Raw genomic sequence first — 26,152 nt, 5'->3', positions numbered from 1 at the left:
CGCCGTCGCCGTTCGAGCCTCACGGCGAGTACTGAGTCCGCGCCGGCCTCCGAAGCGCCGCACGGGGCAGGCTAGTCGCAGCAGCGCGGCAGATGCTCCTGGCGCTGCACGCAGACAGCAGCTCTCGCTGCTCGAGGGTCGGTTACTTGGGCCCCGGAGGTTGATCGTGGGTTCGGTTCCCGCTGCCTGCTCGTGCAGCCCTGCAACAACGCGCTCAGTGGCCGCGCGGTTCAGGCGCTTCGACCGACTGGCCCGCCCGGGCTGTCGTGCCTCGACGGCCCGCTGTTGGCCGAGGCCACAGGCTTCGCCGCGAGAGCCAGAGGGCGGGCCTGAAGGGACGGGGACGGTCTCGCCCCACTCCCTCAGGCTTGTCCTCTGTCGGGCGCACGCACCACGCCGCGTCCGCTCTCCGATCGACAGCCACCCGGCAGGCTCTCAACCGGGTGGCCGGCCTGGGACCTGTCGCGGCGGCGAGGGTCACAGGCCCAGGTCGCTCAGGCCGGGGTGGTCGTCGGGGCGGCGCCCGAGGGGCCAGTGGAACTTGCGCTCCGATTCCTTGATGGGAAGTTCGTTGATGCAGGCGTAGCGGTGGTGCATCAGGCCGTTGTCGTCGAACTCCCAGTTCTCGTTGCCGTAGGCGCGGAACCAGTTGCCCGAATCGTCGTGGTACTCGTAGGCGAAGCGCACGCCGATGCGGTTGCCGTCGAAGGCCCACAGTTCCTTGATGAGCCGGTAGTCCAGCTCCCGGTTCCACTTGCGGGTGAGGAAGGCGACGATCTCGTCGTAGCCGGTGGCGAACTCCGCGCGGTTGCGCCAGTAGGAGTCCACCGTGTAGGCGAGGGCGACCTTTTCCGGGTTGCGGGAGTTCCAGCCGTCTTCCGCCAGGCGGACTTTCTGGATGGCGGTCTCCCGGGTGAACGGCGGGAACGGGGGGCGCGGTTCGTGACTCATGTCGCTTCCTTCGGTTGTACTCGGGCCCACGCAAGGAGGTGGGCGCCCTCGACGGCAACCGCATCGCGGCAGTCGACCGACCAGGTAGAGAACGAGCGTTCTCCGTGCCCTCCATGATAGGAGAACGTTGGTTCTCGCGCAAGCTGCTGAATTCGATTGCGTGATTCCGATCCGTCCACGATGTCCAGCCCAGTTCTCGTCCTGGGCCTTCCTGAACAGGCCCGGGCCTCGGCCCTGGTTGCCTGGACGGGCACGATCGGCGACTGCACGAGGGGTCCCATACCGGCTCTTCAGAGTTGAGCGGTGCGGAGGTGTCCGCGGGAGAGGCGAGCGGTGACGCAGCGTGTCCGTAGCCGTTGTTTGTCGGCATTGCGAAAGCCGAACGCCGCGCGGGCGACAAGCTTGATCACACGGTTGATGCCTTCGCTCCTGGCGTTGCTGTCCGGTGTCGATGAATGCGGCGGTCTCGGGCCATCAGCGGTCGACGGTGACGGCGAGCTGCCGCATCTCGGGGATGTCGGAATCCGCGCACCATGTGAGGAACTTCCAGCGGGGTTGGCCGACTTGGTTCCGGTCGGCGCCAGTTCTGGCCAGAGCGAGGAGGCTGCGCAGGTTCTCCTTGGCGATCCATGTCCTCAGCAGGGTCTGCCCGATTGCCCCTCGCCGAGGGCGTTCCACATCGTCGCGAACTGCTGGTCGGTGAGGTCCTCACGGCTGCGCAGCAGGCGCCGGCGGGCCGACCACTCCCGATCGGTGGCTCGTCCGCGTCGGCCGCGGACCTCGGCAGTGGTGCGGCGCCGGGCCGCCGAGAGCATCTTGTTCGCCAGCTGCACCACGTGGAAGTGGTCGATCACGACCCTGGTGTGCGGCAGACCGGTGCGGATCGCGGCGCGGTAGGTGGCGGACACGTCGATGGCGACGTGTGTGATGCTCTTTCTCCAGGTCAGCGGGGTGGTGGCGAGCCAGGCCAGCACGTCGGCGACGCTGCGGTCCTCGACCTGGCCCAGCAGCCCGCCCGCCCCGAGGGCGTCGATGAAGCCGGTGTGCCACCGATCGCGTGCCCCGCCCGTCTGCCGGTGTCAGGGTCTTGTTCCCAGCGCGGCTTGCCCCGGCGGGTCTCACCGATGCCCAGCACGTCGACCTCGGGCAAAGGTGCGTCGACGACCTCACGGGCCTGGTCGCGGAAGGCATGCGTCCGGTCGGCCAGGACAGGTGCAGATCCCGGGCGGCCTGGACGACGGTGGAACCCGGCGTCGCGTATCCGGCGTTCGGCCGCGACCCGCAGTCGCATGGTCATCCGCGCGCCGGCCGGTAGCTGCGGGTCCTGCTCGGTGGACGACCGGCGCGGGCAGGGCCAGAAGCCCCTACCGAGGACCAGCCTCACGTGCGCCCTGCTCACTGGGTGGCACCCCGGAGGGAACGGAAGCGGGGCTGCGAGTGAAGGCGACGGCGTGCTCAGGCAGCGGTGACCACGTCTGCGTGAGCGGCCCGCAGCAGGGTGCGGGCGGCGTCCTTGGCGTGACGGGCGGGCTCTGGAGACCCGGAGATGGCCGCTGTGGTCATCGCGCCCTCGGCGAGGAGGACGAGCTGGTCGGTCAGCCACGCGGGCGCGTCCGCGGCGGCCACGAGATCGGCAACATATCGCCGGAAGGCATCCTTGTGGGCCTTCGCGATGTCGGCCACGGTCTGGGACGTCCCCCCCAGCTCCCCGAAGGAGTTGATGAAGCCGCAGCCGCGGAACCCCTGCTCGCTGAACCAGAGGAACAGCCAGTCGAAGACCGCCAGAATCCGCTGCTCGGGTGAGTCGTAGATATCCACGTGCTGGGCAAGATCGCGGAGCCACCTCGCGTCCCGCCGCCTCAGGTACGCCTCGACCAGGGTGTCCTTGGAAGGGAAGGTCCGGTACAGGCGCTTGAGGGGCAGGCCGGAGGCGGTGCGGATCGCATCCATTCCCACCGACTGAATGCCTCGGCCGTAGAACAGCTCCTCGGCAGCGTCAAGGATCCGCTGCTCAGTCGTCCCGAGTTCCACTTCGCTCACCCATTCTCGAAAACGGTCGTTCTCCTACGGTACAGCCACCAGGTCACACGGCATATTCCCGAGCGCGGGCCGGCCAGTCGCCGTATGCGCCTGCCCGGATCGGGGCCGGGCGTTGCCCGCTGCCCACTCAAGCGAGCGCAAGGTCTGCCTGGGGCTGCTCAGCCGGTGCGGTGGCGACGCGGAGGCCGGCGCGGTCCCGCCGGTGATCCCGTTCCTCGAGTGTTTCGGTCCAGTCCGCCAGGAGTTCGACGATGCCCACGCCGCGGCCGTGCTCATCAGGGGCACCGGTGCAGCGAGGGTGGGGCGAGGGCGCCGTGGCGCCGGAGTCGGCAACCTCGATACGCACGGCGCGGCCTTCGAACGCGAGGCTCACGATCATGTCGGCCCGTCCGTGCTGGGCTGCGTTTCCCGCAAGCTCGCCGACGATCAGCAGGACGGAGTCCTGATCCTCCGGGACGACGTCCCATCGGGCGAGCAGGGATGCGGCGAAGTGGCGGGCGGTGTGTACCCAGCGCTCCTCGGCGGGAAGGGCGATCATGCCGTGCCGGTGCATGCCCGTACGGGCATGGGCCAGCGCCGGGGTCACGGGGGCCGGCCGGGGCTGTTCGCCGGACGGGGGCAGCGCCATCGGCGGGGGTCGCATTGCGGTGTGCGAGAGAGTCATGGGATCACCCAGCTGAACTTTCCGAGCCCGCATCAACAGGCTCGTGTTCTGCAGCTTCTCTGCCCTCGGCCCTGGATTGGGGCGGCGTCAGGGCCCAGGCGGCGGTCCTGCGGCACTCGCGGCGGCCGAACCGGCAATCCGTCCGGCCAGCGATGACAGTGTCGTGAGCCTCCAGCTGAGAACGATCGTTCTATTGATTGAGACCAACCTATAGAACGGTCGTTCTCGGCGCAAGAGGGATGCGCCGAACTGCCGAAAATCCGGAGCAGCGCCCCACGCTTACCGCAGGTGAGAGGGTCTTCAGGGCCTGCGAGGGATTCCTGAGCCCAAGCCCTCCAGGTGCGCGGCGGCCTCTGCCGCAGGTACAGCGTCACGCGCGAACGGCCGCGCCGTGGATCCGGCGTCGGGCCCGGATCCACGGCGCGGGGGCGGCCGGTCAGAGACCGAGGTCGCTCAGGCCGGGGTGGTCGTCGGGGCGGCGCCCGAGGGGCCAGTGGAACTTGCGCTCCGATTCCTTGATGGGAAGTTCGTTGATGCAGGCGTAGCGGTGGTGCATCAGGCCGTTGTCGTCGAACTCCCAGTTCTCGTTGCCGTAGGCGCGGAACCAGTTGCCCGAATCGTCGTGGTACTCGTAGGCGAAGCGCACGCCGATGCGGTTGCCGTCGAAGGCCCACAGTTCCTTGATGAGCCGGTAGTCCAGCTCCCGGTTCCACTTGCGGGTGAGGAAGGCGACGATCTCGTCGTAGCCGGTGGCGAACTCCGCGCGGTTGCGCCAGTAGGAGTCCACCGTGTAGGCGAGGGCGACCTTTTCCGGGTTGCGGGAGTTCCAGCCGTCTTCCGCCAGGCGGACTTTCTGGATGGCGGTCTCCCGGGTGAACGGCGGGAACGGGGGGCGCGGTTCGTGACTCATGTCGCTTCCTCTGGGTCTGTCGGTATCGCCGCTGGCGGGGTGTGAGTTCCGTTGGCGTGGGTGCACTGCGCGAGAACGAGCGTTCTCACCGGCTAGGAAAAACCGTACGGGAACGATGGTTCTCGCGCAAGACCCCCAGGTGCGTCCGGGGCAAGCCGCTGTGAACAGGCTTGAGGTGAGGGGGTCGAGGGCCGGGCCCGTGACTCGCAGTCGCCCTGCACGCCGCCCTGCACGGAAGCCTGGCGCCGCTCGCCCGCGCGACGCCTGCCGCTTCCTGACCAGCCGCCTTCAGGACTCCAAGGTCATCTCATGGCGGCTTTTGGGCTCGCCTTGGCTGAACCCGGGGAAATCCCGCCGGGTGCTCAGCAGGCGGGCAGACGTGCTCTGTTGATCTCCCCACCTCCGATCCGGGAGTGGGGTGTGCATCGGGTCGTGGACGCGCCAACTCCCACCGTGCCGTCGACGAGGTGTTCCCTACCTCCCCGGGCGCCTGAGAGCCGGCATGACGTGGCCGCGGTCTAGTCGCCCGGATGAACGGCTCGCTGGTCCGACACGGTCGGGAGCACTTTTTTGGCATAGGACATATTTCTTATGGCCTATGCCAAACGTTATGGTCGTGGGCGGAGGTGGTGCTCGGTGCAAATCAGCGGGATGACGGCGACAGAGATCGCGAGCAGTGTGCGGGACCTGATCGCGTCGGGTCAGCTGGCGCCGCAGGACCTGCTCCCGCCGGTGCGCAAGCTGGCCGAGGAGCTGGGGGTGAACCGGAACACGGTGGCCTCGGCGTACCGCCAGCTGGTGGCTGCCGGCGAGGCGGAGACCCGCGGCCGCGGCGGGACTGTCGTGAGTGGGGTGCCGCAACTGGCCAGCGAAGGCGCGTGGTTCGGCGGCCGCCTGATCGATCTGGCCAGCGGCAACCCCGATCCGGAACTGATCCCCGATGCACTGCAGGCGCTCCGGGGTGGTGACTACCGGCCCGCGTTCTACGGCGCACCGTCGGTCGATCCGGACCTCGCCGGCTGCGCGGCGGAACAGTTCGCGCCGGACGTGGCCACGGACGGCTTCCGGATTCTGGTCACGCACGGCGCGGTCGATGCCACGGAGCGGCTGCTGACCGCATATCTCACCCGGGGCGACGCGGTCGCGGTGGAGGATCCGTGTTTCCTGGCCAGTATCGGTACCCTGCGGCTGAACGGTCTGCGCACCGTCGCGGTCCCGGTCGACGAAGCAGGGATGCGGCCGGAGGCCCTGCGGGCGGCGTTGGAGGGCGGGGTACGGGCGGTGGTGTGCACGCCGCGGGCCCACAACCCGACCGGTGTGAGCGTCACCCGCGAGCGCGCCGCCGAACTGCGGTCGGTCCTTGCGGCGCATCCCCAGGTCCTGGTCATCGAGGACGACCACTTCTGGGCCGTCTCCAACGCGCCGTACCACCGGATCACGCCGCCCGAGGTCTCCCGGTGGGCGCTGGTGCGCTCGGTGTCGAAGTTCCTCGGGCCGGATCTTCGGCTCGCGCTCGTCGCGACGGACGAGGAGAGCGCCGAGCGCCTGCAGACGCGGCTGAACACCGGGACGACGTGGGTGAGCCGACTGCTGCAGCACACGGTGTACCGGCTGGTGAGTGATCCGCAGGTGCACGAGCTGACCGCCCGCGCGCGCGACGCCTATGCCAAGCGCAGCGCGTTGCTGTTGGCCGAGCTGGCTGAGCGGGGCATCGGCCGTCCGCCCGGCTACCGGCCGGACGGCCTGAACGTCTGGGTGCCGCTGGGCACGGAGGCCCGCCCCATCGCGGATGCACTGGCACGACGAGGGTGGGCAGTCCAGCCCGGCCACCTCTTCGCAGCCAAGGCCGGCACCAGCCAGGAGATCCGGGTAACCACCTCCACGCTCACCACGCAGCAGGCCCGCGAGTTCACCGACGACCTCGCCGCCGTCCTCCCCGTCCACCCCACCTGACCCGGCCCGGCCATGCCGTCGGCGGCATGAGCTACCGCAGCGCACCGCTCCCATCACACACACAGACCGAAAGGCCAGCACAGTCATGCGTACCCACATCGTCGTCCACGAGGCGTTCGAGGCCCCTGGGGCCTTCGAGGACTGGGCCAGAGCCCGGGGCCACGACCTCAGCTTCTCGCGGGTCTACGAGGGGGACGCGCTGCCCGCGTCCGGACAGGACATCGACCTGCTGATCGTGATGGGCGGCCCCCAGCAGCCCAGCACCACCGTCGAGGAGTGCGCGCACTTCGACGCCGCCGCGGAGAAGGCCCTCATCTCCTCCTGTATCGAGGCGGACAAGGCCGTCATCGGTATCTGCCTCGGCGCCCAGCTCGTCGGTGAGTCCCTTGGCGCCGCCTGGGCGCCCAGCCCGAACACGGAGATCGGATCCTTCCCCGTCACACTCACCGACGCCGGCCGCGAGCACCCTTTCCTCGCGGGCTTCGGGGACTCCTTCCACACCGGCCACTGGCACAACGACATGCCGGGCCTCACCGACCACGCGACTGTGCTGGCCACCAGCGCCGGATGCCCCCGCCAGATCGTCGCTTACAGCCGCTACGTGTATGCCTTCCAGTGCCACATGGAGTTCACCCCCGACTGCATCGAGGCCCTGATCGAGCACAGCGAGAAGGAACTGGCCGCGCTCACCGACCGGCCATTTGTCCAGCAGCCCGACCAGCTGCGCGCCAACGACTACACCGAGATGAACGCCAAGCTCATGACGTTCCTCGACCGGCTCGCCGCGGACTACACCGCGCGCTGACGAGCGGGCCGCTGAAACAGACCGGTGCTGCTTAGGACGCCGCGGCCGCGCAGTTGGCGTCAGCGGGCCTGGTTCAGTGCCCGGGTCAGTTCCCGGTTAGCCGCTTGCGCAATATCGAGTTCCTCGCGATGTTCGATTCGTGTTCGATATATTGATCTCAGAGGTGCATCGGCAGCCCTCGAAGCACTGGGAGGCGGGTGGTCATGCTGCTGCGAACGGCGTGCGTCTCGCGGCCTATGGAGACGAACCAGTCCGCAGCAGGAAAACGAGACACTCTGAGGCATCTGGAGAATCCCGGAAGCGCCGGGTGAGCAGCATGACCCACCAGCGCGCCGTCCTGCGCATCCACTTCCACCACGGCGGCAACGAGGACCTCTACCACCAGCTGCTGACCGTCCTCGACGGGATCTCCCCCCGCTGGCAGGCCCAGCCCCCCACCGCCGCCGACCACGACGTCACCGGCGCGTTGAAATACTTCGACCGCAGCCCTCGCGACCTGGCCCAGCTCATCGCCCTCCGAGTCGCTGCCCTGTACGGCACCCAGACCACCATCGGCGGCGGCAACTCGATCCTGATCGCCGCCATGGCCGCCGACGCCACCCCACCCGGCCGGATCACCATCATCGACCCCACCCCTCACACGATCGCCGCCTTCCTCAACCCCCGCCCCGTCCACGCCCTGCCCGGCATCGGCCCCACCACCGCCAACCTCCTGACCCGGCACGGCCTGCACACCATCGGCGCCCTCGCCGACACCCCCCTGCTCACCCTGCAGCGCCTCCTCGGCAAAACCACCGGCCGAGAGATCGCCGACCGCGCCCACGGCCACGACCCCCGCCCCGTCACCCCCGGCTCCGCCCCCGCCTCCCGCACCACCCGCCACGACTTCCCGTACGACGAACTCGACCCCCTACAGCACCGCCGCGCCATCCTCGCCCTCGCCGAAGAACTCGGCGCCGACCTCCGCCACACCCACGACACCGCCGGCACCCTCACCCTCGACGTCCACTACGCCGACCGCTCCCACACCACCCGCACCCTGCCCGAAGCCACCAACCACTCCGCCGCCCTCACCCACGCCGCCTACCGCATCTACGACACCCTCGGCCTCCAACGAGCACGCGTCCGCACCATCACCCTGCGCGCCTCCGCCCTGCGCCCCACAACCGCCGCCCACCACCAACTCCTCCTCGACGCCAGCGACGACAAAGCCCACCGGATCGAGAAGGCAGCCGACACCGCCCGCGCCCGCTTCGGACCCGACGCCGTCTTCCCGGCCTCCCTGGCCCCCTCACCCTGAACCGCAGACGCCCGCGCCCTGAGAGCACCACTTCTTGGCACGCGGGCAAGCCCCTCGCCCCTACGATGCGGTGGTGCGGAACACCAAAGCGTTCAAAGAGGCCGTTGCCGAGACCCTTGCCGAACTGGCCCGCCGGGGCGTGACCCTCACCCCTGCGACGGTGGAGGACACCATTGGCTATGTCGTCGAGAACCGAGAACGTTTGTAGTCCATTGGTGAGAGTGCCTTTTCACGCCGAGGATCAGTGTCGCTGAGTTTCGAGAACGGCTGGCTGCTTCCCTTCGTGGTGTGCTTGTGCTTACGCAGCGGGTAGGCGATGGCGCCCGGTAGTCACGAGCAGTCGAACCAGTGCCCGATGGGGCGGTCGGGACAGGTACGGCACTCGAAGACGTAGACGCCTCCGGCGTCGCCGAGGCACAGCCCGGCGGGGTTGTGAGCGTCGTCCTTCCATCGCCGACCGCCCGATTCGTTCTCGTCGGCTCGGTCCTCCTCGGGAAGCCACGTGCGCCAGGACTCACCGTCGAATTCCCAGCTGGACACCGTCAGGAGGTGCTCCATCCGGCTGCCGCACCCTTCGCAGCCGGGCCATACCGGTTCCTGCGTCCAGCCCGGGTAGCCGCCGAGCTTGATCCCTGGGGCCTCCGCCAGGTGATAGGAGTACCGCAGGCCGGTTTCGGCGAGCAGTTCGTCGAAGCGGCCTTTGAGGGCGTCGTGAACCTCGTCGGGAAGGTCCCGGCTCGGGTACTCGGTCACCTGCTCGGGGTGCACGGCACAGCGAGCCGGGTACCAGTCCTCAGGAAGTTCAGCGGCCGGCACCGGAGTGGGCAGCACGTCGCCGACGGCACCTGAGTCCCGCCAGTGGACCTGGGGCAGGGGGTAGCAGAATTCGCCGTGCTCGTAGGGGCACCACAGGACCTGCAGCAGGTCCGTGCCCTCGGGGAAGGGCACGGACGGCGCGTCGACACGACGAACCTGCACGATGGGAACCATGGGTACCGAGGGCGCGGGCTGATTCGTGCCGTCCGGGTCGTAGTGCTCCTCCCTGCAAACCGGCCAGGGCTCCGCGGCAGGCCAAAGCAAGGGACCTCCTACGGAACTGTCCTCGTAGGTCGGAGAACCAGGACGCGGGTGCAGGCGGACGGACTCACGGCGGAAGGGCAGCAACTGAGGAAAGAGGCTTTCCACGTCGACCGGACGGCTGGGTGTGTGACGGGACATGTGCAGGACTCTAGAACCTAGGTACGACAGCCAGCCCGGGGCATGACGGCTGGGTGCGGCCGGAGCCCGTTCACCCTCCTCCCGTTGCACTGGCGCTCTCACAACTCGACAACATCCAACCGACACATGATCGCCAACTGTTCTTCGCCGCCGACGACAAACGTTCTCCACTGTCACCAACGCAGCCACACCATCGAACGCAACGTCCAGGCGGTGGCCAACCAGCTCGGCATCCAGGTGCGATCAGCCTGGCGCTACTTCGACGCATCCGCCCTCGCCGACAACATTGCCCAAAGCGTCCGGGAGTTCGAGGACAGCAGCCCCGACGACGGGGCCGGGCAAGCGCCCATGCCGCCGCGGGACAACCCCGAGCTGGCGATGATCGTCGCCGGCGTGCCGGACGCCCTGGCCCAAACCGGCGGAGACCTGTACGCCGTCATCATCAACGTCGCCGTCAACGCATGGATGGCCGGCCACATCCACGGAGAAGACGGCTGCGAGGGATGCGACGGCAGCCGCGGTCCCACCGGCCATGACTGGCAGGCCCGTATGCGCACCCTCACCGAGATGCAGCCGGACATCACCAAATGGTTCGACCGCGACGTGTGGACCCGCGCCCTGAACAGCACCGGCTTCACAGTCACCCGCACCTGACCGACCCCGTCCGCCGGTCCCGGCCGAGACCGGCGGGGCCGGCTTGCCCACCACGAGGCAGTAGGGCTTGCCCAGCGGCAGGGCCGGCTTGCCCACCGATGTTCCGGCCGCCAGCCGGGGCGGCTACCGAGGTGCCGACTCCGTGGAGGAACGGTGACCGGCTTACGATCACCCCTTTTGACCTCCGCCTCCCCGCGCTGAAGCACGGGGATTCTCCGCCTGCCGTGGTCCGGGTTGTTTCGGGGCCATCGGCTTCGGGTGGGTTCCTGGTTCTTCCCCACGGGGTGGGGGTTGTGCGCGCGGCCGGGCTGCTGCCTGGTCTTACGTGCGCTCCGCAGGCGTTTACCGCCGCCGTTACCGGCGTCGGGCCCCCGGTCCGGGGGTGGGTGGTTCGGTCGTTGAGGCCGCCGTCAGGATGCGGCGGCCTTCATAGCGGACGTTCCGGCCTGCGTTCCAGTCCCGGTCATGCCGGGTCTCGCAGTTCGGGCACGTCCACTGCCGAATGTGCAGGGGTTTGGGGCCGTCGCGGAAGCCGCAGGCGGAACATATTTGGGAACTGGGGAAGTCCCGGGCGATGCGGGCGAACTGCCGTCCGCGTCGGATCGCCTTGTACTCGCAGAACATCATGAACTGGGCCCAGCCTGCGTCGTGCACGCTCTTGGCCAGCCTGGTTCGCGCCAGTCCACGCACGTTCAGGGTCTCGCAGTAGACGGCTTGGTTTTCGCTCGTCAGCTTGTGAGACCACTGGTGTGCGAAGTTCCGGCGCGCATCGGCCACGGAGGCGTGAGCGCGGGCAACGCGGATGCGGGCCTTGTCCCGGTTGTTCGATCCCTTCTTCTTCCGCGACAGTTCCCGCTGCCGCTTCTTCAGCTTCTTCTCCGCCCGCCGCAGGTACTTCGGGGAGGCGATGTGCGAGCCGTCGGCGAGGACGGCGAAGCGCGTGAGGCCCAGGTCGATGCCCTGGTCGCCGTCCGTAGGAGGGAGGATGTCGGCGGCCGGGCCGGACTCCACGACGAAGCTGACGAAGTACCGGCCGGAGCGGTCCTTGATCAGCGTCACCGAACTGGGGTCCGAGGGCAGATCCCTCGTCCACTTCACCCGCACGTCGCCGATCTTCGGCAGGCGCAGCCGTCCGCTGTCGAGAACAGCGAACCGGTCGGACCGAGTGAAGCGGGCGGACTGCCGGTTGTCCTTCCGGCTCTTGAAGCGCGGGGGCTTCACCTTGGGACCCTTGCGCTTGCCGGTCTTGGAGTCCTCGTGCGCCTTCCATGCGGCGTCCAGGTCCCGAAGGGTCTGCTGCATCACGCCGACCGGGCAGTCCGAGAGGAACGCCCGGTCGGGGGTCTTCTTCGCCTCGGTGATGAGTGTCTTGGACAGGTCCGGGTTCTTCGGCACCCGCAGGTAGGGGCCTTCGGCGAGGCGGTTGTTCGGGTTGCCCAACAGCTTGTTCGACGCTTTGACCGGCTTGGTCCGGGCCAGGGCGTCGTTCCAGACCACGCGACGGCACCCGAACACCCCGGCTGCACGGATGCGCTGGCCGGGCGTCAGATACACGCGGTACTGGTAACGCAGCTGCACAAGCACGATCGTAATACCAGGTGGGTTGGGTTATGGATGAGTACAAGGACATCAGAACAGGTAGGCACTGTGCTTTCCTCCTGCACGCGCACTTGGTTTTCGTGATGAAGTACCGGCACAACGTCTTTTCTGACACGCACCTGCGGCGGATGGAGGAGATCATGCGAGACGTGTGCGCGGACTTCGAGACCGAGCTGTCCGAGTTCAACGGCGAGGCCAACCACGTCCATCTGCTGGTGAACTTCCCGCCCAAGGTCGCCGTCTCCAAGCTGGTCAACAGCCTCAAGGGCGTCTCCGCTCGCCGGATACGGCAGGAGTTCACCGGCCGGATCAACCGCGCCATCATGCACGGGCACCTGTGGTCGCCCTCGTATTTCTCCGCGTCGTGCGGCGGAGCACCGTTGACGATCGTCCGCCAGTACATCGAGCAGCAAAAGCGTCCGCTCTAAAGTGCACGTCAGAGCAGCCTTGAGGTGCATTCACCCCCGGCGAACGCCGGGGCTTTCTGCAAGAGTCCCGGTAACAACCGAGTGATCCCCCAGGGGCAGCGAAGCACGGCCCTCTGCGGGCGGTGATGGGCAGACTGCTGAGACCGGCGCCTCGGCGGTAGTTGCTTCCTTAGTGGGCTCGACTGTTGCCTGGACAGTGGGCTGCACCGTTGCATCGAGAGGTGCACCGAGAGTTGCAGCACCCCTCTGCGTGCTTCCGGTGTTCTCCCAGCTCACCCCCCATGGGCAAGCCCTTCACCCTTACCGACACCTCTTTCTCCGCGTAAGTCGGAGGAAGAGGACGTAGTTCAGCACAGGCCAGCCCAGCCCAGAGTTCAGCCCATCTCGGCTTCGTCCGGTCGTCCCGCCGGCACCCGGCCAGCTCGAGCGGCCCCTGCGCCCGCCGCCGGCCCGCTCAGAGGCGCCGCGGGCGGGGTGCGCGCGCTCGCGCGCGTGGCGCCGCGCGAGCCGCTGACCAGCGGAGATTCTCGGAAAAGTGCCCCGGATTCACTTCCCTTGCGTGATGTAAGTGCGGTATATTTCTCTTGTTGGTCGGCGGTGGCAGTCGACCGGCACCGAAGATCCACACCAACAGAACGGGAAACATCATGGGTCACACGCCCGACGCCCTGCTCATCACACCCGAAGCGGACATCGTCCCGATCAACCTGCCCGCCAACAGCGATGAACGACTGACCGTCATGCGCTCGGTAATCCGCTGCGACAGGGTTGACGTCGTTGCCCTCACCAGCCGACTCGACATGTGGATTGACGATGAGGGGCTCTACAACCACCCCGTCAACAAGCTGGCCACGTTCCTCGCGATCCGTTTCGGATTCACCCACCAGCAGTACCACGGGCCCGTCCTGCTCACCGGCGGCGTAGACGCCGACGGCGACACGATCCCGCTCACCAAAGACAAGGCCGTTGCGCTCCTCACCAGCATCGCCGACCTGATCTAACCCCCCAAGGGGAGCGGCGTCCGCCGCTCCCCTCCCCCCGACGGCGGGGGAGTGGCACCCCCGCCGCGCCGGAGATGCACACCGATTCAGCAGGAGGACAACGAATGTCGAACACCGTCATGATCACCACCCCCGCCCGCAACGCCATGGAAGGGCACGGCCTTACGGACGCGCAGACGATCCTCGCCTCGGATGCCGATCTGTACCCGCAGCTGCAGGGGCAGAGCATGACGCGTCGCGCGGTTGCGTACTCCGTGTACTGCCCCGCGACGGAGCGGTACAGCCTGGTGACGCTTGACGGTCGGTGGATCATCCCGGGGCGGGAGGGTTACAGGACGCGAGGGCCGGTGTCGACGTACGCGCGGAAGAACATCGCGGATGTGCGCCCGGACGGGCTTGTGATCGTGGAACCGGTGCGGCACAACGGCCGGTACGAGGTAACGCGGTTCGGGGGGCGCAAGGCGGGCATCTGCCGTCGGCAGATTCACCGTGCGACGCGCGGCGGGTACGGGTTCGAGTGTTCGTGTGGTGCTGTTCTGACCCCGGACGCCGTTCGCCGTGAAGGGTTCACGATCGTGTCTGACGGCCGCTCGGGTACTCACAATGTGGCGTACGCGGTGCGGTCTGAGCACGGGATTGAGTGGTCGGCGGATGTGGCCATGACGGCGAACGCGCCCGTGGTCGTGGCTACGCAGTTCCGTCCGGCCGCTGAGGTGATCGCGGAAGGTCACGCCCGAAAGGCGGCGGAGACTGCTGCTGTGGCGGAGTCTGCGCCCGTTCCGGCGCCCGTCGCGGTCGACACCCCGGACGTTCCGGCGGACGCTGAGGCGCCGTTCTGCGCCCCGTACAGCGTGGCCGAGTACAGCGGCACGCCCGACGTGTCGGCGGTCGGCCGTATCGCGTACGGCGCACCTAAGCCCGTCAAGCGCTGGAAGGTCGTCGACGCGAACGGGCGTGTTGCCTCCGATGGTCATCTGTCGCGGCTCGCGGCGGACACCCGCGCCGACTTCCTGAACGGCGAGTCTGGTCACGCGCAGACTCCGGACACGTGCCCGGAAGGCACCCCGGACAATGTCCGTCCCCTGGTCAGTGTGGGCGCGCAGGGTCGCGCTTTCGTCACAGGTGGGGGCGCGCGACTGAACATCGAGTCGGCGGACGGGCGCGCCCGGTTCACGCTGCACACGGTGCCGGATGAGGCACACCAGGAAGCGCGCGAAGGGTTCCACAAGCATGCGCGGGAACTGTCCGGGGAGATCGTCAAGCGTGGCGACGGACGACCCGTGTTCAAGCCCGCGAAGGTTCAGATGTGGTCGGGCAAGCCCGCGCCGCGTAAGGCGTTCGAGCCGAAGGACTACGCCCCGGGGTCCATGCTCGCCTGGATGGTTGACGGGGTGCGGTTTACGGGTCAGGTGTGGGCGAACCGCGTGCGCTCCGGAAAGTGGAACGGTGACCGGGGCGAGTGCTCGGCGGTAGTGGTGGCGACAGTTGACGGCCGTCGGGCACGGCGCGATGAGGCAGTGTGCCTGCCGTTTGTGCACGGCTCGCGCCGGAAGAAGCCGTACGCGTTCGTGGCAACTCAGCAGGGGAACGCGGACGTTGAGGTGATCGCCCCGGAGTGCGCCTCGGACGGCCTGTTTGATGTGGTGGCCACGACCGGTGACCCGGTCGAGGGATGGGAGTCGGAGGGTGGCTACGTCCCGGGTGTCGAGCCTGCCGACGCTCCGCCCCAGACGGCCGCGCCGGAGGCTCCGGAGCCTGCCGACGCTCCGGCCGAGACAGCCGCGCCGGAGACTCCGGCGGGTGCGCACTGCCACCGTTGCGACACCGACACCGTGTTCGGTGCGGAGTGCCGGACGTGTGGGCGAGTGGACATCGTGGCCGCGCTCATGCCGTCCGGGCCGGTGCTGTGCCCAGCGGAGGAAACGGCCATGGCTACGGGTCGTCAGTACTGCCCGCGCTGCTTCACGGTCGGTGTGGCGCTGTACGCGACGACGCTGCACACGGGGCCCGGGTACGTGTGCGCCGAGTGCTACACGGCGCACGGGCGCCGTCTACCCGAGGCGGGTCCGGCGCCGGTCAAGGCTCCGGCCGGTGACGTTGTCCGGGCCGCGCGGGCAGCGCCCAGGGAGGCAGAGGAGTCGGGCGCGAGCGTCGGCGAGATTCACCGCGCTGGGGAGGCCGCGCGCAAGGCGGTCGCCGTGGCGTACGGGCAGCGTCCGGCGGACGTGATCAGCGACCCGTGCAGCGTGGACGTCTGGGAGGACGAGGGTGGGGCGTGCGTCGGCGTCGACCGGCCCAGCGCGCCGGACGCTGGATGGGGTGCTGGGCCCGTCGGCATCGACCCGTCGCCGGAAATGGGTACATGTACCGCTCCGGCCGTCGACGGCACCCCGGTCCGCCCCGACGTCGTGAGTGACCCGGGAGCCGTCGACACGTGGGATGGCGAGGGCGGCGCCGTTCCCGGCATCGAGGCGCCGCGCGCCTGCCTCGCGGGGGAGCGGCCCGGCACGGACCCGTACGCCGTTCGTCCGGCCGTGGCCGAGTGGGTCACCACCCCGGGCACCAACCGCCGGACCACAACGCTGACTTGCGCAGGGGAGGAGTACCGCGTCTATCACGCCCCGGATGCGGTGCTGCCCTACACCGTGCGTCGGACCGTCAGCGGCGCTGACGTCGACCTGGGAGGCTGGGTCGGCCTGGACGACGTGCGCGCGATCGTCCGGGCCGACCGCCGCCGTACCGCCGCTCTGGAAGCGGACCGCTGCCGTGTCGAGCAGCAACAGCGGCGCGCGGCCTACCGGTTGCAGGGGGAGCGGCGGCAGGCACCCGTGCGGCTGACCGTGGAAAAGCGGCGAGCCATCGCCCGTCGGGCGGAGGAACGGCACCGTCCGGTGGCTGCGGAACTCTACGTTTCGCCGATCACGGGGAACGCGGTGCTGGCCTTCGTGTGCGGGACGTGCGCGAACACGCACGATGACGCCCTGTGGCGGCCGCACACCATCGGCGGCCGCTACCGCACCCCGCTGTCCGTCGAACGGGAAACCCTCGCTGCCCTGGTGGAAAAGCGCGGCTGGAAGGTCACCGGTTCGTGGGCGGCCCACGGGACGCGCGGGGACACCATGCGCGCCCCGATCGCCCCGACACCCGCCTACCTCGCATGGGTGGACGCGATGTACGGGCCCGACCCGGTCACGCCCAAGGTGCAGACGGGGGAGCGCATCACCCCCGTCCAACGCGGATGGTGGGACGTGGTCAGCAAGGAAGGACACCGCTACGAACTCACCTGGCGGCCGACCCTGACCGGACCGGTGTGGAGCGTGCGACACCGGAGCACCGACGGATTCGAAACGGTCGCCACGACCGGCATGGCGACCACGGTCCTGACCGGCATGCGGGTCGACTCCGCCGAGCGAGGCAACCAGGCCGGCGACGCGAGGGACCCCGAACCGGTACATATGTACCGCTTGCCAGCTGATGGACCGGCCCTCCTGGCCCCGCCCCCGGGCGGAGGCCAGGAGGGCCAGCTGCTCAGCGGGGCAGCTGGCCCCGGAGCGACCGGATCGGGGCGGCAGACCGGCGGGGATCCCGAGGACGGCGCCGGCGGCAGGTGCGTAGCCGGCAGCCTCGAAAACGGAGTTGACCACTCGGCAGCAGGAATTGGTACATGTACCGGATGGCGCGCATCAAGTGGCAGGACATCATCGACCGGGCCCGCGACATCGTCGACGGCTACGACGGCGGCGTCACCGTTCGGCAAGTCATGTACCGGCTGGTCGCCGAGGGGCTCTTGCCCAACACCGCACCCATGTACCGCAGGCTGTCCTCCCGACTCGCGCAGGCCCGCCGCGACGGACTCTTCCCCGACCTCATCGACACGATCCGCGAAGTCCACGTCCCGCCGGCCTGGCCGGACGCTGAGGCGTTCGTGGCGGACATGCCCCAGTGGTTCCGCCTGGACCGCACCCGCGGGCAGGAGTGGGCGCTGTACGTGGCGGCCGAGAAAGACACGCTGCGCCAGCTGCTGACCGGGTGGCTCGCCGAGTACAGCATCCCCGTCCTGGTCGTGAGGGGCTTCGGCAGCCAGTCCTACGCCGACGTCGTCCGCGAACGCGCGCGCAGCGATCCCCGCCCGGCGGCGCTGCTCTACATCGGCGACTTCGACGCCAGCGGTTCCGACATCGAACGCGACTGGGTGGAGCGCACCGACTGCTGGGAGCGGGTGGAGCGGGTGCTGCTGACGGACGGGCAGGTCCGCGAGTACCAGCTGCCGCCGGCTGAAGGGAAGAGGGACGATCCGCGCTGGCCCGGGTTCGCCCGCCGTTACGGCTTCGACATCGACCGTCCCGTGCAGTGGGAGGTTGAGGCGCTGGAACCGGCCGAACTCAAGCGCCTGGTGACGGAGGCCGTCGACGGCTACATAGACCGGGAGATCCTCGCCGAGGTCATGGCTGAGGAAGAGGGTCAGCGTGCTGGGCTCGCAGGCATCCTCGGCCAGCAGCAGGACGGCTGAACGAGCGTATGGACTCGGCCATCGGGAAGAGCAGGTGCGGCGAAAATTGCCCTGGGCGGGGCTCGGGCTGCGACACTGATCCTGCCCCGCCCTCCCCCGTAGGCGGGGCACCTACGCTGCAGGGACAGTCGGCCGGCCGCGGACAAAGAATGCGGCCGGCGCCCAATCCGCCGAAGCGGGTGGCAAGGGCACCGGCCAACCGAAGACACACACCGCTCAGGACAGGAAGTGACCCGCACGGGTTGCGCCGTCCTTCGAGTGTAGCGGCGCGGCAGGCCCGAGGAACGCCTCCTTGCCCGCGATGACGTAAGCCCGGTAACTTTCTTTCGTTGGGTGTGTTGTGGCAAGCGCACCCCGGACCGAAGTCATCACCGTTCTCAAGGAGTTCCTCCATGCTGCACCGCGCACGGCCGCGTGCCGCCGTGTTACGCCACGCGCGCGGGGACGCCGGCTCGACCCCGATCGAGTTCCTGTTCCTCGCCACCTTTGGGGTCGTCTGCGGAGCTGCCGTCTGCTTCGTCGTGATCCGTGCGAAGGCCAAGTTCGATGCCTTCGTAGCCGGACGCCCCGCGCCGCCCCTACTTCCCGACTTCACCATCCCGTGGGCGACGATCGGTCTCGCTGCCGGCGCCGTCGCACTCGGGGCCCTGATCACGTTGGTCGTCGTGGCCTGGCGAGCCGTGTCCCAGGCACGCCAGGCCGAGCGGCGCCGCCGCGCCGCCCTCGAGGCACGCCACGATCGCGTCCTTGAAGACCTCGGTGCCCGCCTCGTCGTAGACCTGGCCCACCACCTCCTGGACGAGCTGGAGCTGCTCGAGGCCCTGACGGCGGCCCAGGACGCGCGGACCGGCGACGACGATCACTGCTACCGGGCTGCCGTCCGCACTCTCGAAGCCCAGTGGAAGGCCACTACCGCTGACCTCACGCCCGCCCACACCGCATAACCCACCCGCCCCGCTCGGAACGCCGACGCCGGCGCCCTGCCCCCCGACCAGGAGAGAACCATGATCCGCGCCGGACGCCGGAAGTACGCCCAGACCAGCGATGAGCTTGCCCAGGCGATGGGCATCAGCATCGGTACCTTCCGCAACAAGCAGCCCTACACCGCCGAGGGCTTCCCGCCTCTGATCAGTTCAGAGGGCGCGCGGGTGAAGCTGTGGGACAGCCAGCAGACCGCTGCTTACCTGGCCGGCCGTCCCGTCCCCGCCGGTCCGGACGAGGACGACGATCAGGACCTCCTCGACCGCAACGAGGCCGCCGCCGAGCTCGGGGTCACTCCGAAGACCTGGGACGACTACAAGACGCACCCGCAGATCGCCCCCCACCTGACCAAGGTCAAGGGCGTGGAGCACTGCCCGCGCGGCATTGTGAAGGCCTTCCGTACGGCGAAGGGCGCCAGTGCGGAGGCCGGACCCAAGGGTCGCCCCAAAGGTAGCGGCGACATGGTTCCACGCGATGAGATTTCCGCCCGGGTCGGTGCCCTGCTCGACGAGGACCCGGCGGCCACCATCGCGACCGTGCAGGAGCGTGTCGGCCTGTCCTACGCCGCGGCCGCGCGGGCACTGCCTCGGCTGCGGGGAGAGCGGATCGCCGACCTGCTGCAGGCGGAGCCGGAGCTGACCCCCGAGGACGCTGCTGCCCGCCTCGGCTACCCGACGGCGGTGCAGCGTACGGCCCTGGCCAGCGCCGCCACCGAGCTGCGCGCCCGCCAGGTCCAGCCGTACCTGCAGCGCGTCGCCGACGTCCTGGTCGGCGCCAGCCTGGCCGAGCAGCAGGACGTCCAGGTACAGCGACTGGAGGGCGAGGTGCTCGCCGCCGCCGTGCTGCTGAGAGGAACCAGCTCACCCGCCCTGGTGTGGGACGAGCGCTACGGCTGGCGCACCGCCGTCAGCCGGCGCCACCCGATCGGCAAGGAGACCGGCACGCCGCCGGAGGGCGACGGCATCCGCTACCTGAGCGAGGAGCAGCAGCCCGAGCCCGCCGAGCTGCTCGCCGCGCTCACCGATGGCCGGCGCGGCTCCCGGCAGCCCAAGACGATCCGCCCGGCCGGTGCCGCCCTGCACGGCTGAACTGGCAGCAGGCCTTCATACAGGACCGGTCGACGGCTGATCGCTTCAGGGCCCAGGCCACCAGAACTCTGGTGGCCCGGGCCCTTCATCGGTTTCTGCCTCTCGTGCGTTCAGCGACGCGGGACGCAGGGGACCCGCTGACGTGCCAATTCGCTTGAAAAGCAGGCGCGTTACACTCCCCGCGGTGATACTAGTGCGGTATATTTGTCTTGGGTTTCGTGGCAGAGCTCACCACCGAAGACAGGCACATCCCCAGGGAGACTCCGTGCTGAAGACGATGAAGAACACCGCCCGCCAGTCGCTCACCGACACCCTCACCGACCTCGGCCGCGCCATGGACGAGCAGCGTGCCGTCACCATCGCGTACGCCGACGCAGACGAGGCCCCCTCCATCCGCACCATCGAGATCCACGACATCATCACCCGCGGCGACGACGGCGCCGTCTTCGTTCAGTCCATGGACCGCCTGAGCGGCGGCTTCCGAGACTTCCGGGCCGACCGGATCCAGCTCTACATCACCCTCGACGAGCCGTACGTCCTCGACGCCCCCACCGCCCCGCTCCCGGTGCGCTTCACCGCCCGCACCGAAGAGGAGTTCGTGGCCCTGGAGCTGGAACGCGGCTGACCGCACACGGCACACCGCCCAGTGTCGGGGCCGCCATACGGGCCCGGCATCACGGCCGCCACCACGGTCTCCGCCACCCGCGCACCAACCTCTGGAGCCACCGCATGCCCGCGTACGCGCCGCCCGCCCAACTCGCCGAGCTCGCGACCATCCCCGTGACCGCCACCTTCCGCCCCAAGCGGGCCACCGTATCCCTGGCAGGGCTCGCGTAGCTCGGCGATCGAGCAGGCTGCCGACGTCGTCAGCCCCGTCATCAGCGCCGTCGTCATCGGCCGACTCCTAGGTCGCTACTGGGAGCAGCCCGTACGCGAGCACCTGCACCGCCTGTACGGGACCGCGCTTCCCGAGCAGCAGACGCCCAGTCCCGCCGCCGATCTCACCCCTGACGGCTCGGGCGCTGTCGGGCCTACGTGGCAGACCGAGAATCCCGCGCAGCGGGCCGAGACGCTCTCCCGCTCGGCCTGACCCGCCCAATCCCGCGCCGGCGGGCGCCGCCAGCGGCGCACACCCCTCGCCTCCGTGATGAAACTGCGGTATATTTCTCTTGCTGGTCGGGGTTGGTCAGCACCCCCGAACTCTCGCCTGCACGGAGGCCTTGATGCTGCGCCGTTTCACCCCCGCCCTCCTGCCGATCGTTGCCGCGGTGACGGACGGCGGAATCGGCACCGTCAACCTCGACATCAGCTTCGAGCACCGCGGCAGCCACACGTGGGCGATCGCCGACGTGACCTACCGCGGATACGGCGTCATCGGCACGGGCCACTACGGCAACCCCCTGGACAGGATCGTCGACCTGGCCGACCTCGCCCTGAAGTTCGGTGAAGCGCTGCTGCGCATCCGCACCGAGCACGACAACGGCGTCACCACCACCTTCCAGACGCTGAAGTTCAGCCCGGCGGGTGTCGAAGCCGTCCAGGCGTCCAGCGTGCTGGAGCCGCTCCCGTTCTGAGCGCTCCCCGGGGGCGGTCGACGTGGCAAACGGCCGTCCCGGGCCCCAACCGAAGGCACCGAAAGGGACACCTGCATGACGACGAAGACCCAGGCCACTGAAGGCGACCTGCTCATCGCCGAACTGGCCCGGCGCGGCCGGCGCGCCTACCTCGGCGGCGACCGCGGAGTGACGTTCCTGATCATGACGGCCGATCCGGACGCCCCCGACGACGAGGGATCCGCATACACCACCGCACACCTCCTGATGTACGCCGGCGAGCACGCGGACCGCCCCGCAGCCGAGCACACCGAGCCCTGGTCGGCCCACCTACACGACGCCGAGGGCAACTACGTCACAAGCCTCTTCGCAGGCGTCGGAACCCCGCTCGACGCCGAGACGGACACGGCCCTGTTCGCCGCCCAGGTCTGCGACTGGCTGGACGACCGGCGCAGGGCCACCGCGCGGCTCGACACCACGCCAGCACCCGAACGCTCCGCCCGCCGCCGCCTCGGTGACCTCACCCTCGCCGAGCTGCTCGCCTCCGCGGCCGACAACCACGCAGGCCTGGCCGAGCACCTCGCGCGCGAGGACCGCGACGACATGTACGACACGATCACGAACGCCTACGTCACCCAGATCGGAGTGGCTCTCACCGTCGCGCTGAGCACGGCCAAGGCCGCTTTCCCCGCGGCGCAGCCTCCGCGAAAGCCCTACCAGGCGCGCCGGCCGCTGCGGGAGATGACGTTGGCGGACTTCATCCACGCGGCCGACCGCGAGCGCGCAGCTCTGAGCGAGCACCTCGACCACGGAGACCGCAGCGACGCGCTCACCTTCGCCGCGTTCGCCGAGTTCCACGTCGAGGTGCTCGGCCGCTACCTCCGCCTCGCGCGCCGCGACCACGACACCGGCCGCACGCCGATCTGGCCAACCCCCGGCAGCGACGCGCGCTGATCCACCTGGGGGCGGGCGGCAGTGGCAGCCGCCCGTCCCCAGGGCCCGAACCGAAGACACCACACGGCTGAGGAACCCATGGACATCACCACACGCCTGTACCTGCTGGACTTGGTTCGCCAGGCGCAGCAGGCGACCGCCGCACACGCGGCAGCGGTGCGCGCCGCCGCCCGGGCAGCAAAAGCCGCTGCACAGGCCCGCGACCGCGTCGAAGAGCTCGCATGCCAACGCCCGACGGCCCAGGGCCCCGAGCAGACCTCCGGGTCAACCGGTGAACTGGACCAGGCGCTGGAGGACTACGCCGACTGCGTCCACCACCTCCAGGCCGCCAAACGCAAGGTGTCCCGCACCTTCCTGGCCGCCCGCGCCGCCAACCGCACCCTCGGCGCCACGTACACCCCCCACGCCCGCGGCCGCGCCCGAGCGACCAGCCGCGAGGACGTCGCCGCCAGCCTGCTCGACGAACTCGCCGACATCCCACTGGAGTTGATGGACGCCGCGCACGCCATCCTTGTGCAGTCCAGTGCTGGCAAGGACTCACTTGTCCAATTGCACCGGATCGCGACCTGGGCCAAGAAGACGGGCTGCCTCGACAAGGTCGTCGTGATCCACATCGATCTGGGTGAAGAGTCCGAGTGGCCGGGCGTGCGCGAACTCGCCCAGCGCCAGGCCGAACGCTACGACCTGCGCTTCCACGTCCTGCGTGCCGAGGGCGGACTCCTCGGCCTGGTCGAGAAGCGCGGCATGTGGCCCGACGCCGCCCGCCGGCTATGCACGGCGACCCTGAAGCGGGACATCGCCAACAAGCTCCTGCGCCAGATCGCCGCCGAACTCGGCCTCGACGAGCAGGCCGTCATCCTCAACTGCATGGGGATCCGGGCGGCCGAGTCCCCGGCCCGCAGCAAGAAGCAGCGCCTGGCCATCGACATGCGCACCAGCGCGAACAGCCGCATGGTGCTCACCTGGCACCCCATCTTCGACGTGACCGACCACGAGGGCTGGCAGGAAATCGCCACGCACGGGCTGGAGTACCACCCGGTCTACGACGCCCTGATCCCCCGCCTGTCCTGCGTGTTCTGCGTCCTGGCCCCCTTCGACGTCCTCGTGCGCGCCGCCCGCCTGTGCTGGGCCCTCGGCCTGCCACTGCCCGCCCGCTACCGCGACCTGGAAGCAAAGATCGGCCACCGCTTCAAGCAGAGCCACAGCCTCGCGGAGGTCTACGCCGAGGCCGAGCGTCTGGAACGCGAGGAAGGCCCCCTCGTCTGGAACCAAGGCGACGCCATCCGGCAGCACCTCGGCGCCGACGCAGCCGACGACTACCTGGCCCGCGTAGCGCTGGCCGCCTGACCCCCATCACCTCTCGCCCGCCCCGGGGGCCGCCGGCCGCGGCACGGCCCCCGGGAGGGGCGGCCTTTGCCCGCAGCTTGTAAGCACAGGGCCAGAGGCGATGAAGTTTCCGGCTTGGCGCGTTCGGGCCTCAGCGGTCCTCGACGATGAAGCAGGCCCGTTCGTAGAGCTCGTCGAACGTGATGACTTCGACGTCCTGGATGGACCGCCTGTACTGCTCGAAGGAGGTGATCTTCTCCGGGTTCACCGAACCGCGGTCGGCGAACTCACTGAGGCGACCGATCACCAGCACCTGTCGCGGGCGGACGGTGGACACCTCGATACCGGTTGGAGCACCGTCGTCCCGGAAGTGCCTATGCAGTTGACCGCTGACCAGTTGTTGGGCCTTGTAGGCGGTCTTCTGTACCTGCGCCACGGCGCCGACGACCTCCTTGGAGACCTGATAGACGTCTGGCACCCGGTACGGGGCGCTGGCCAGCAGAGATGTCAGATGGGTCTTGATCTCGCAGAACAGCAGGCTGCTGATGAAGCCCTTGGAGCGCATGACGGCGTCACTGCGCTTTCCCGCCCCCGCGAAGAGGTTCGCGCCGGTCGTGATGCGCTCCAGCTTGCCGTCGTCGTAGGGGCCACAGGCAACGAGGGTGAGACCGTATCCGAAGATCCAGGGATTCTCCTCGAAGAAGCCCTGCCAGACCGCTTCCGGCCCGGCCACCTGACCGCGCTCCTGCTCGAAGAAGTCCGGGTCGTTCAACAAATTTCTGAACCTTTGGAGTTGCGCCTTGCGGTTGCTGATCAGCCGGATGTCCTCTTCCGTGAGGGCGCCGCCGACGGCGGTCCTGACGGCTTCGAGGAGCGTCGTGCGGTCCTGGTCGGCCAGGAGCCGAGCCAACTCGGCCTCGTCGCCGACGACCAGCCGCAGGCTGCTCTCAGGGATGTCTAGTCCGACGCAGCTCTGGAGGAAGCGGATGACCTTCCAGAAGCTTTCGTGGACATCGCTGGTGTCGACGAGCGCCTTGACGATCTGAGGGGCCTCGGTGCCAGGTATCGCTTCCATGGCTGCTGTCTTCGCAGCCTTGGTCTTGTCCTTCTTCCACAGTTTGATCCTGGGCGAGAGGACGCCGTCCTTGTTGATGAGGGTGACGTGGCACAACGTGGCCACCTGCGGCCGGTCGTCGAGAAGGAAATCCGTGATCAGGCGGCCTCTGCGCGTGTCGTAGAAGTAGGGGAGCCCTTGGCCGCGAATCTCGAGATCTGAGAAGTCCTGCGCCGTGACGTCGAACTCTGTGGCCAGGAGACCGATGCGGAGGCGCCGCAGGACAGGGAGATCGAGCTCGGCCGTCTGGTCTCTCCAGTCCGGTGAGACGGCCGGCAGCGGCCCCATGTCGCCTTCGATCACGAGGGACTGGACGTCTTCGCGCTGGAGACGGGTGAGTACGGCTTCCAGTCGTTGCCAGACCGCGTTGATGACCGCCTCCGTGAATGCAGGCAGGAGGACAGAAGGCACGGTGAGGACTGCCTCGTACGTGGCGTCCGTCCATCCGTCACCAGGGATGGGGTTGTAGATGCCGCCGTCGCGGCGCAGCGTCAGTACAGTCGGGCGGAGCAGGTCTCGGGCGACTTCCTCGCCGTCGCGGTCGAGGAGGCTGTAGGTCTGTCCGAGGACGAGGTCGAGTTTGCCGGTGTCGTCGTCATCGAGCGGCAGTGAGACTAGCGGGCCGGTGTCCGGTGCGGGGGCTGGCGCGTAGACCGGCCGTCCCGATATGAACTTGAAGGGGCGGAGGGTCCAGCCGTCCGGTCCGAGGAGGCGATTCAGCTTCGCGACCCGTTGGGATGAGTGGTCAACGTCGGGCTGCACCTCGGGATGCACGAGCCGCGCCAGGAAGGCGAGAAGAACCTCGTCAGGGCCGTCGAGGAGTTGGAACTGGGGGTACTCGAAGACCCAGTCGTCAGACCAGTCGAGTGGGTTGTTGATCCGGTGCTGGATGATGTCTTCGCGTGCCGTCGTGAACCGGGAGTCCGTCGACGCCAGCCTGTCGAGGTCGTACAGGGATCCCAGGAAGTCGATCTCGTCGAGCCGTCCCCACCAGGGGCCGCCCTCACCGCACAGGTAGTCAAAGATGTCGCGTCGCGTGAGTGTCGTGATCCTCTGCGTGCTGTTGCTGTGTGATGCCGGGGAGGCGGCGGACTGCGTCATGC

General features: G+C 68.9%; 24 protein-coding genes. 15 read left to right on the top strand and 9 right to left on the bottom strand.

What is annotated here, in order from left to right; genetic code table 11:
* Window positions 1-477: 477 nt before the first annotated feature.
* The 6 genes from ACFV7R_RS40475 to ACFV7R_RS40450 form a co-directional block, all read right to left on the bottom strand.
* Entirely contained in the window at window positions 478-951 is a 474-nt protein-coding gene (locus tag ACFV7R_RS40475; RefSeq protein ID WP_067271715.1) for a nuclear transport factor 2 family protein, read from the bottom strand.
* A 290-nt stretch (window positions 952-1,241) separates the two neighbouring features.
* The gene (locus ACFV7R_RS40470; RefSeq protein ID WP_385273749.1) at window positions 1,242-1,475 is read right to left on the bottom strand and encodes a transposase; all 234 of its coding nucleotides are present in this window, start codon (window positions 1,473-1,475) and stop codon (window positions 1,242-1,244) included.
* Between the two features lie 111 nt (window positions 1,476-1,586).
* Window positions 1,587-1,985, bottom strand: coding sequence for a transposase (locus tag ACFV7R_RS40465; RefSeq protein ID WP_385273746.1), 399 nt, complete (start codon window positions 1,983-1,985; stop codon window positions 1,587-1,589).
* Between the two features lie 421 nt (window positions 1,986-2,406).
* Window positions 2,407-2,982: a TetR/AcrR family transcriptional regulator gene (locus tag ACFV7R_RS40460; protein WP_385273743.1), complete on the bottom strand. Its 576-nt coding sequence runs from the start codon at window positions 2,980-2,982 to the stop codon at window positions 2,407-2,409.
* A gap of 136 nt (window positions 2,983-3,118) precedes the next feature.
* Window positions 3,119-3,655 (bottom strand): ATP-binding protein, encoded by a 537-nt coding sequence (locus ACFV7R_RS40455; RefSeq protein ID WP_385273721.1) that lies wholly within the window; start codon window positions 3,653-3,655, stop codon window positions 3,119-3,121.
* 436 nt (window positions 3,656-4,091) lie between these two features.
* Window positions 4,092-4,565, bottom strand: a complete 474-nt coding sequence (locus ACFV7R_RS40450; RefSeq protein ID WP_067271715.1) for a nuclear transport factor 2 family protein — start codon at window positions 4,563-4,565, stop codon at window positions 4,092-4,094.
* A gap of 651 nt (window positions 4,566-5,216) precedes the next feature.
* Between ACFV7R_RS40450 and ACFV7R_RS40445 the strand changes: the two genes are divergently transcribed.
* The 4 genes from ACFV7R_RS40445 to ACFV7R_RS40430 all read left to right on the top strand — a co-directional run bounded on the left by ACFV7R_RS40445 (window position 5,217) and on the right by ACFV7R_RS40430 (window position 8,831).
* Entirely contained in the window at window positions 5,217-6,518 is a 1,302-nt protein-coding gene (locus ACFV7R_RS40445) for an aminotransferase class I/II-fold pyridoxal phosphate-dependent enzyme (protein WP_385273718.1), read from the top strand.
* A gap of 85 nt (window positions 6,519-6,603) precedes the next feature.
* Complete coding sequence (locus tag ACFV7R_RS40440; protein ID WP_142270058.1) at window positions 6,604-7,323, top strand: glutamine amidotransferase; 720 nt, start codon at window positions 6,604-6,606, stop codon at window positions 7,321-7,323.
* Window positions 7,324-7,639: 316 nt separating this feature from the next.
* Window positions 7,640-8,623 carry a hypothetical protein gene (locus tag ACFV7R_RS40435; protein ID WP_385273715.1) on the top strand — a complete coding sequence of 328 codons (984 nt, stop codon included), beginning with the start codon at window positions 7,640-7,642 and terminating at the stop codon, window positions 8,621-8,623.
* Window positions 8,624-8,696: 73 nt separating this feature from the next.
* Window positions 8,697-8,831, top strand: a complete 135-nt coding sequence (locus ACFV7R_RS40430) for a hypothetical protein (RefSeq protein WP_385273712.1) — start codon at window positions 8,697-8,699, stop codon at window positions 8,829-8,831.
* Between the two features lie 122 nt (window positions 8,832-8,953).
* Here ACFV7R_RS40430 and ACFV7R_RS40425 read toward each other — a convergent pair whose 3' ends face one another.
* A complete protein-coding gene (locus tag ACFV7R_RS40425; protein ID WP_385273709.1) occupies window positions 8,954-9,601 on the bottom strand; it encodes a DUF1963 domain-containing protein in 648 nt (215 codons plus the stop codon).
* A 453-nt stretch (window positions 9,602-10,054) separates the two neighbouring features.
* Between ACFV7R_RS40425 and ACFV7R_RS40420 the strand changes: the two genes are divergently transcribed.
* On the top strand, window positions 10,055-10,495 hold the full coding sequence (locus ACFV7R_RS40420) for a hypothetical protein (RefSeq protein ID WP_385273707.1): 441 nt from the start codon (window positions 10,055-10,057) through the stop codon (window positions 10,493-10,495).
* A gap of 354 nt (window positions 10,496-10,849) precedes the next feature.
* Here the strand turns inward: ACFV7R_RS40420 and ACFV7R_RS40415 are convergent, their stop codons facing one another.
* Window positions 10,850-12,073, bottom strand: a complete 1,224-nt coding sequence (locus ACFV7R_RS40415) for an RNA-guided endonuclease InsQ/TnpB family protein (RefSeq protein ID WP_385273704.1) — start codon at window positions 12,071-12,073, stop codon at window positions 10,850-10,852.
* Window positions 12,074-12,105: 32 nt separating this feature from the next.
* Between ACFV7R_RS40415 and tnpA the strand changes: the two genes are divergently transcribed.
* The 10 genes from tnpA (at window position 12,106) to ACFV7R_RS40365 (ending at window position 23,956) form a co-directional block, all read left to right on the top strand.
* Window positions 12,106-12,522, top strand: a complete 417-nt coding sequence (gene tnpA / locus ACFV7R_RS40410) for an IS200/IS605 family transposase (protein ID WP_385273701.1) — start codon at window positions 12,106-12,108, stop codon at window positions 12,520-12,522.
* Window positions 12,523-13,169: 647 nt separating this feature from the next.
* Window positions 13,170-13,523 (top strand): DUF3846 domain-containing protein, encoded by a 354-nt coding sequence (locus ACFV7R_RS40405; protein WP_385273698.1) that lies wholly within the window; start codon window positions 13,170-13,172, stop codon window positions 13,521-13,523.
* Between the two features lie 104 nt (window positions 13,524-13,627).
* Window positions 13,628-17,548 carry a hypothetical protein gene (locus tag ACFV7R_RS40400; RefSeq protein WP_385273696.1) on the top strand — a complete coding sequence of 1,307 codons (3,921 nt, stop codon included), beginning with the start codon at window positions 13,628-13,630 and terminating at the stop codon, window positions 17,546-17,548.
* Window positions 17,512-18,033 carry a hypothetical protein gene (locus tag ACFV7R_RS40395; RefSeq protein WP_385273693.1) on the top strand — a complete coding sequence of 174 codons (522 nt, stop codon included), beginning with the start codon at window positions 17,512-17,514 and terminating at the stop codon, window positions 18,031-18,033. Before ACFV7R_RS40400 ends, ACFV7R_RS40395 begins: the two co-directional genes overlap by 37 nt.
* Window positions 18,034-18,425: 392 nt before the next feature.
* Window positions 18,426-18,977, top strand: a complete 552-nt coding sequence (locus ACFV7R_RS40390) for a hypothetical protein (RefSeq protein ID WP_385273690.1) — start codon at window positions 18,426-18,428, stop codon at window positions 18,975-18,977.
* A gap of 60 nt (window positions 18,978-19,037) precedes the next feature.
* Complete coding sequence (locus tag ACFV7R_RS40385) at window positions 19,038-20,102, top strand: hypothetical protein (protein ID WP_385273687.1); 1,065 nt, start codon at window positions 19,038-19,040, stop codon at window positions 20,100-20,102.
* Window positions 20,103-20,367: 265 nt separating this feature from the next.
* The gene (locus ACFV7R_RS40380; protein ID WP_385273684.1) at window positions 20,368-20,727 is read left to right on the top strand and encodes a WYL domain-containing protein; all 360 of its coding nucleotides are present in this window, start codon (window positions 20,368-20,370) and stop codon (window positions 20,725-20,727) included.
* 598 nt (window positions 20,728-21,325) lie between these two features.
* A complete protein-coding gene (locus ACFV7R_RS40375; protein WP_385273681.1) occupies window positions 21,326-21,676 on the top strand; it encodes a hypothetical protein in 351 nt (116 codons plus the stop codon).
* 75 nt (window positions 21,677-21,751) lie between these two features.
* A complete protein-coding gene (locus ACFV7R_RS40370) occupies window positions 21,752-22,609 on the top strand; it encodes a hypothetical protein (protein ID WP_385273678.1) in 858 nt (285 codons plus the stop codon).
* 78 nt (window positions 22,610-22,687) lie between these two features.
* Window positions 22,688-23,956, top strand: coding sequence for a phosphoadenosine phosphosulfate reductase family protein (locus ACFV7R_RS40365; RefSeq protein ID WP_385273675.1), 1,269 nt, complete (start codon window positions 22,688-22,690; stop codon window positions 23,954-23,956).
* Window positions 23,957-24,086: 130 nt separating this feature from the next.
* Here ACFV7R_RS40365 and ACFV7R_RS40360 read toward each other — a convergent pair whose 3' ends face one another.
* Window positions 24,087-26,150 carry a Shedu anti-phage system protein SduA domain-containing protein gene (locus ACFV7R_RS40360; protein WP_385273672.1) on the bottom strand — a complete coding sequence of 688 codons (2,064 nt, stop codon included), beginning with the start codon at window positions 26,148-26,150 and terminating at the stop codon, window positions 24,087-24,089.
* Window positions 26,151-26,152: the final 2 nt, after the last annotated feature.

Origin of the sequence: Streptomyces sp. NPDC059866, assembly GCF_042731325.1 — a bacterium.
Taxonomy (GTDB): Bacteria; Actinomycetota; Actinomycetes; order Streptomycetales; family Streptomycetaceae; genus Streptomyces; species Streptomyces flavusporus.
The sequence above is the reverse complement of the archived record's forward strand: the minus strand, read 5'-3'. Positions and strand labels throughout refer to the sequence as shown.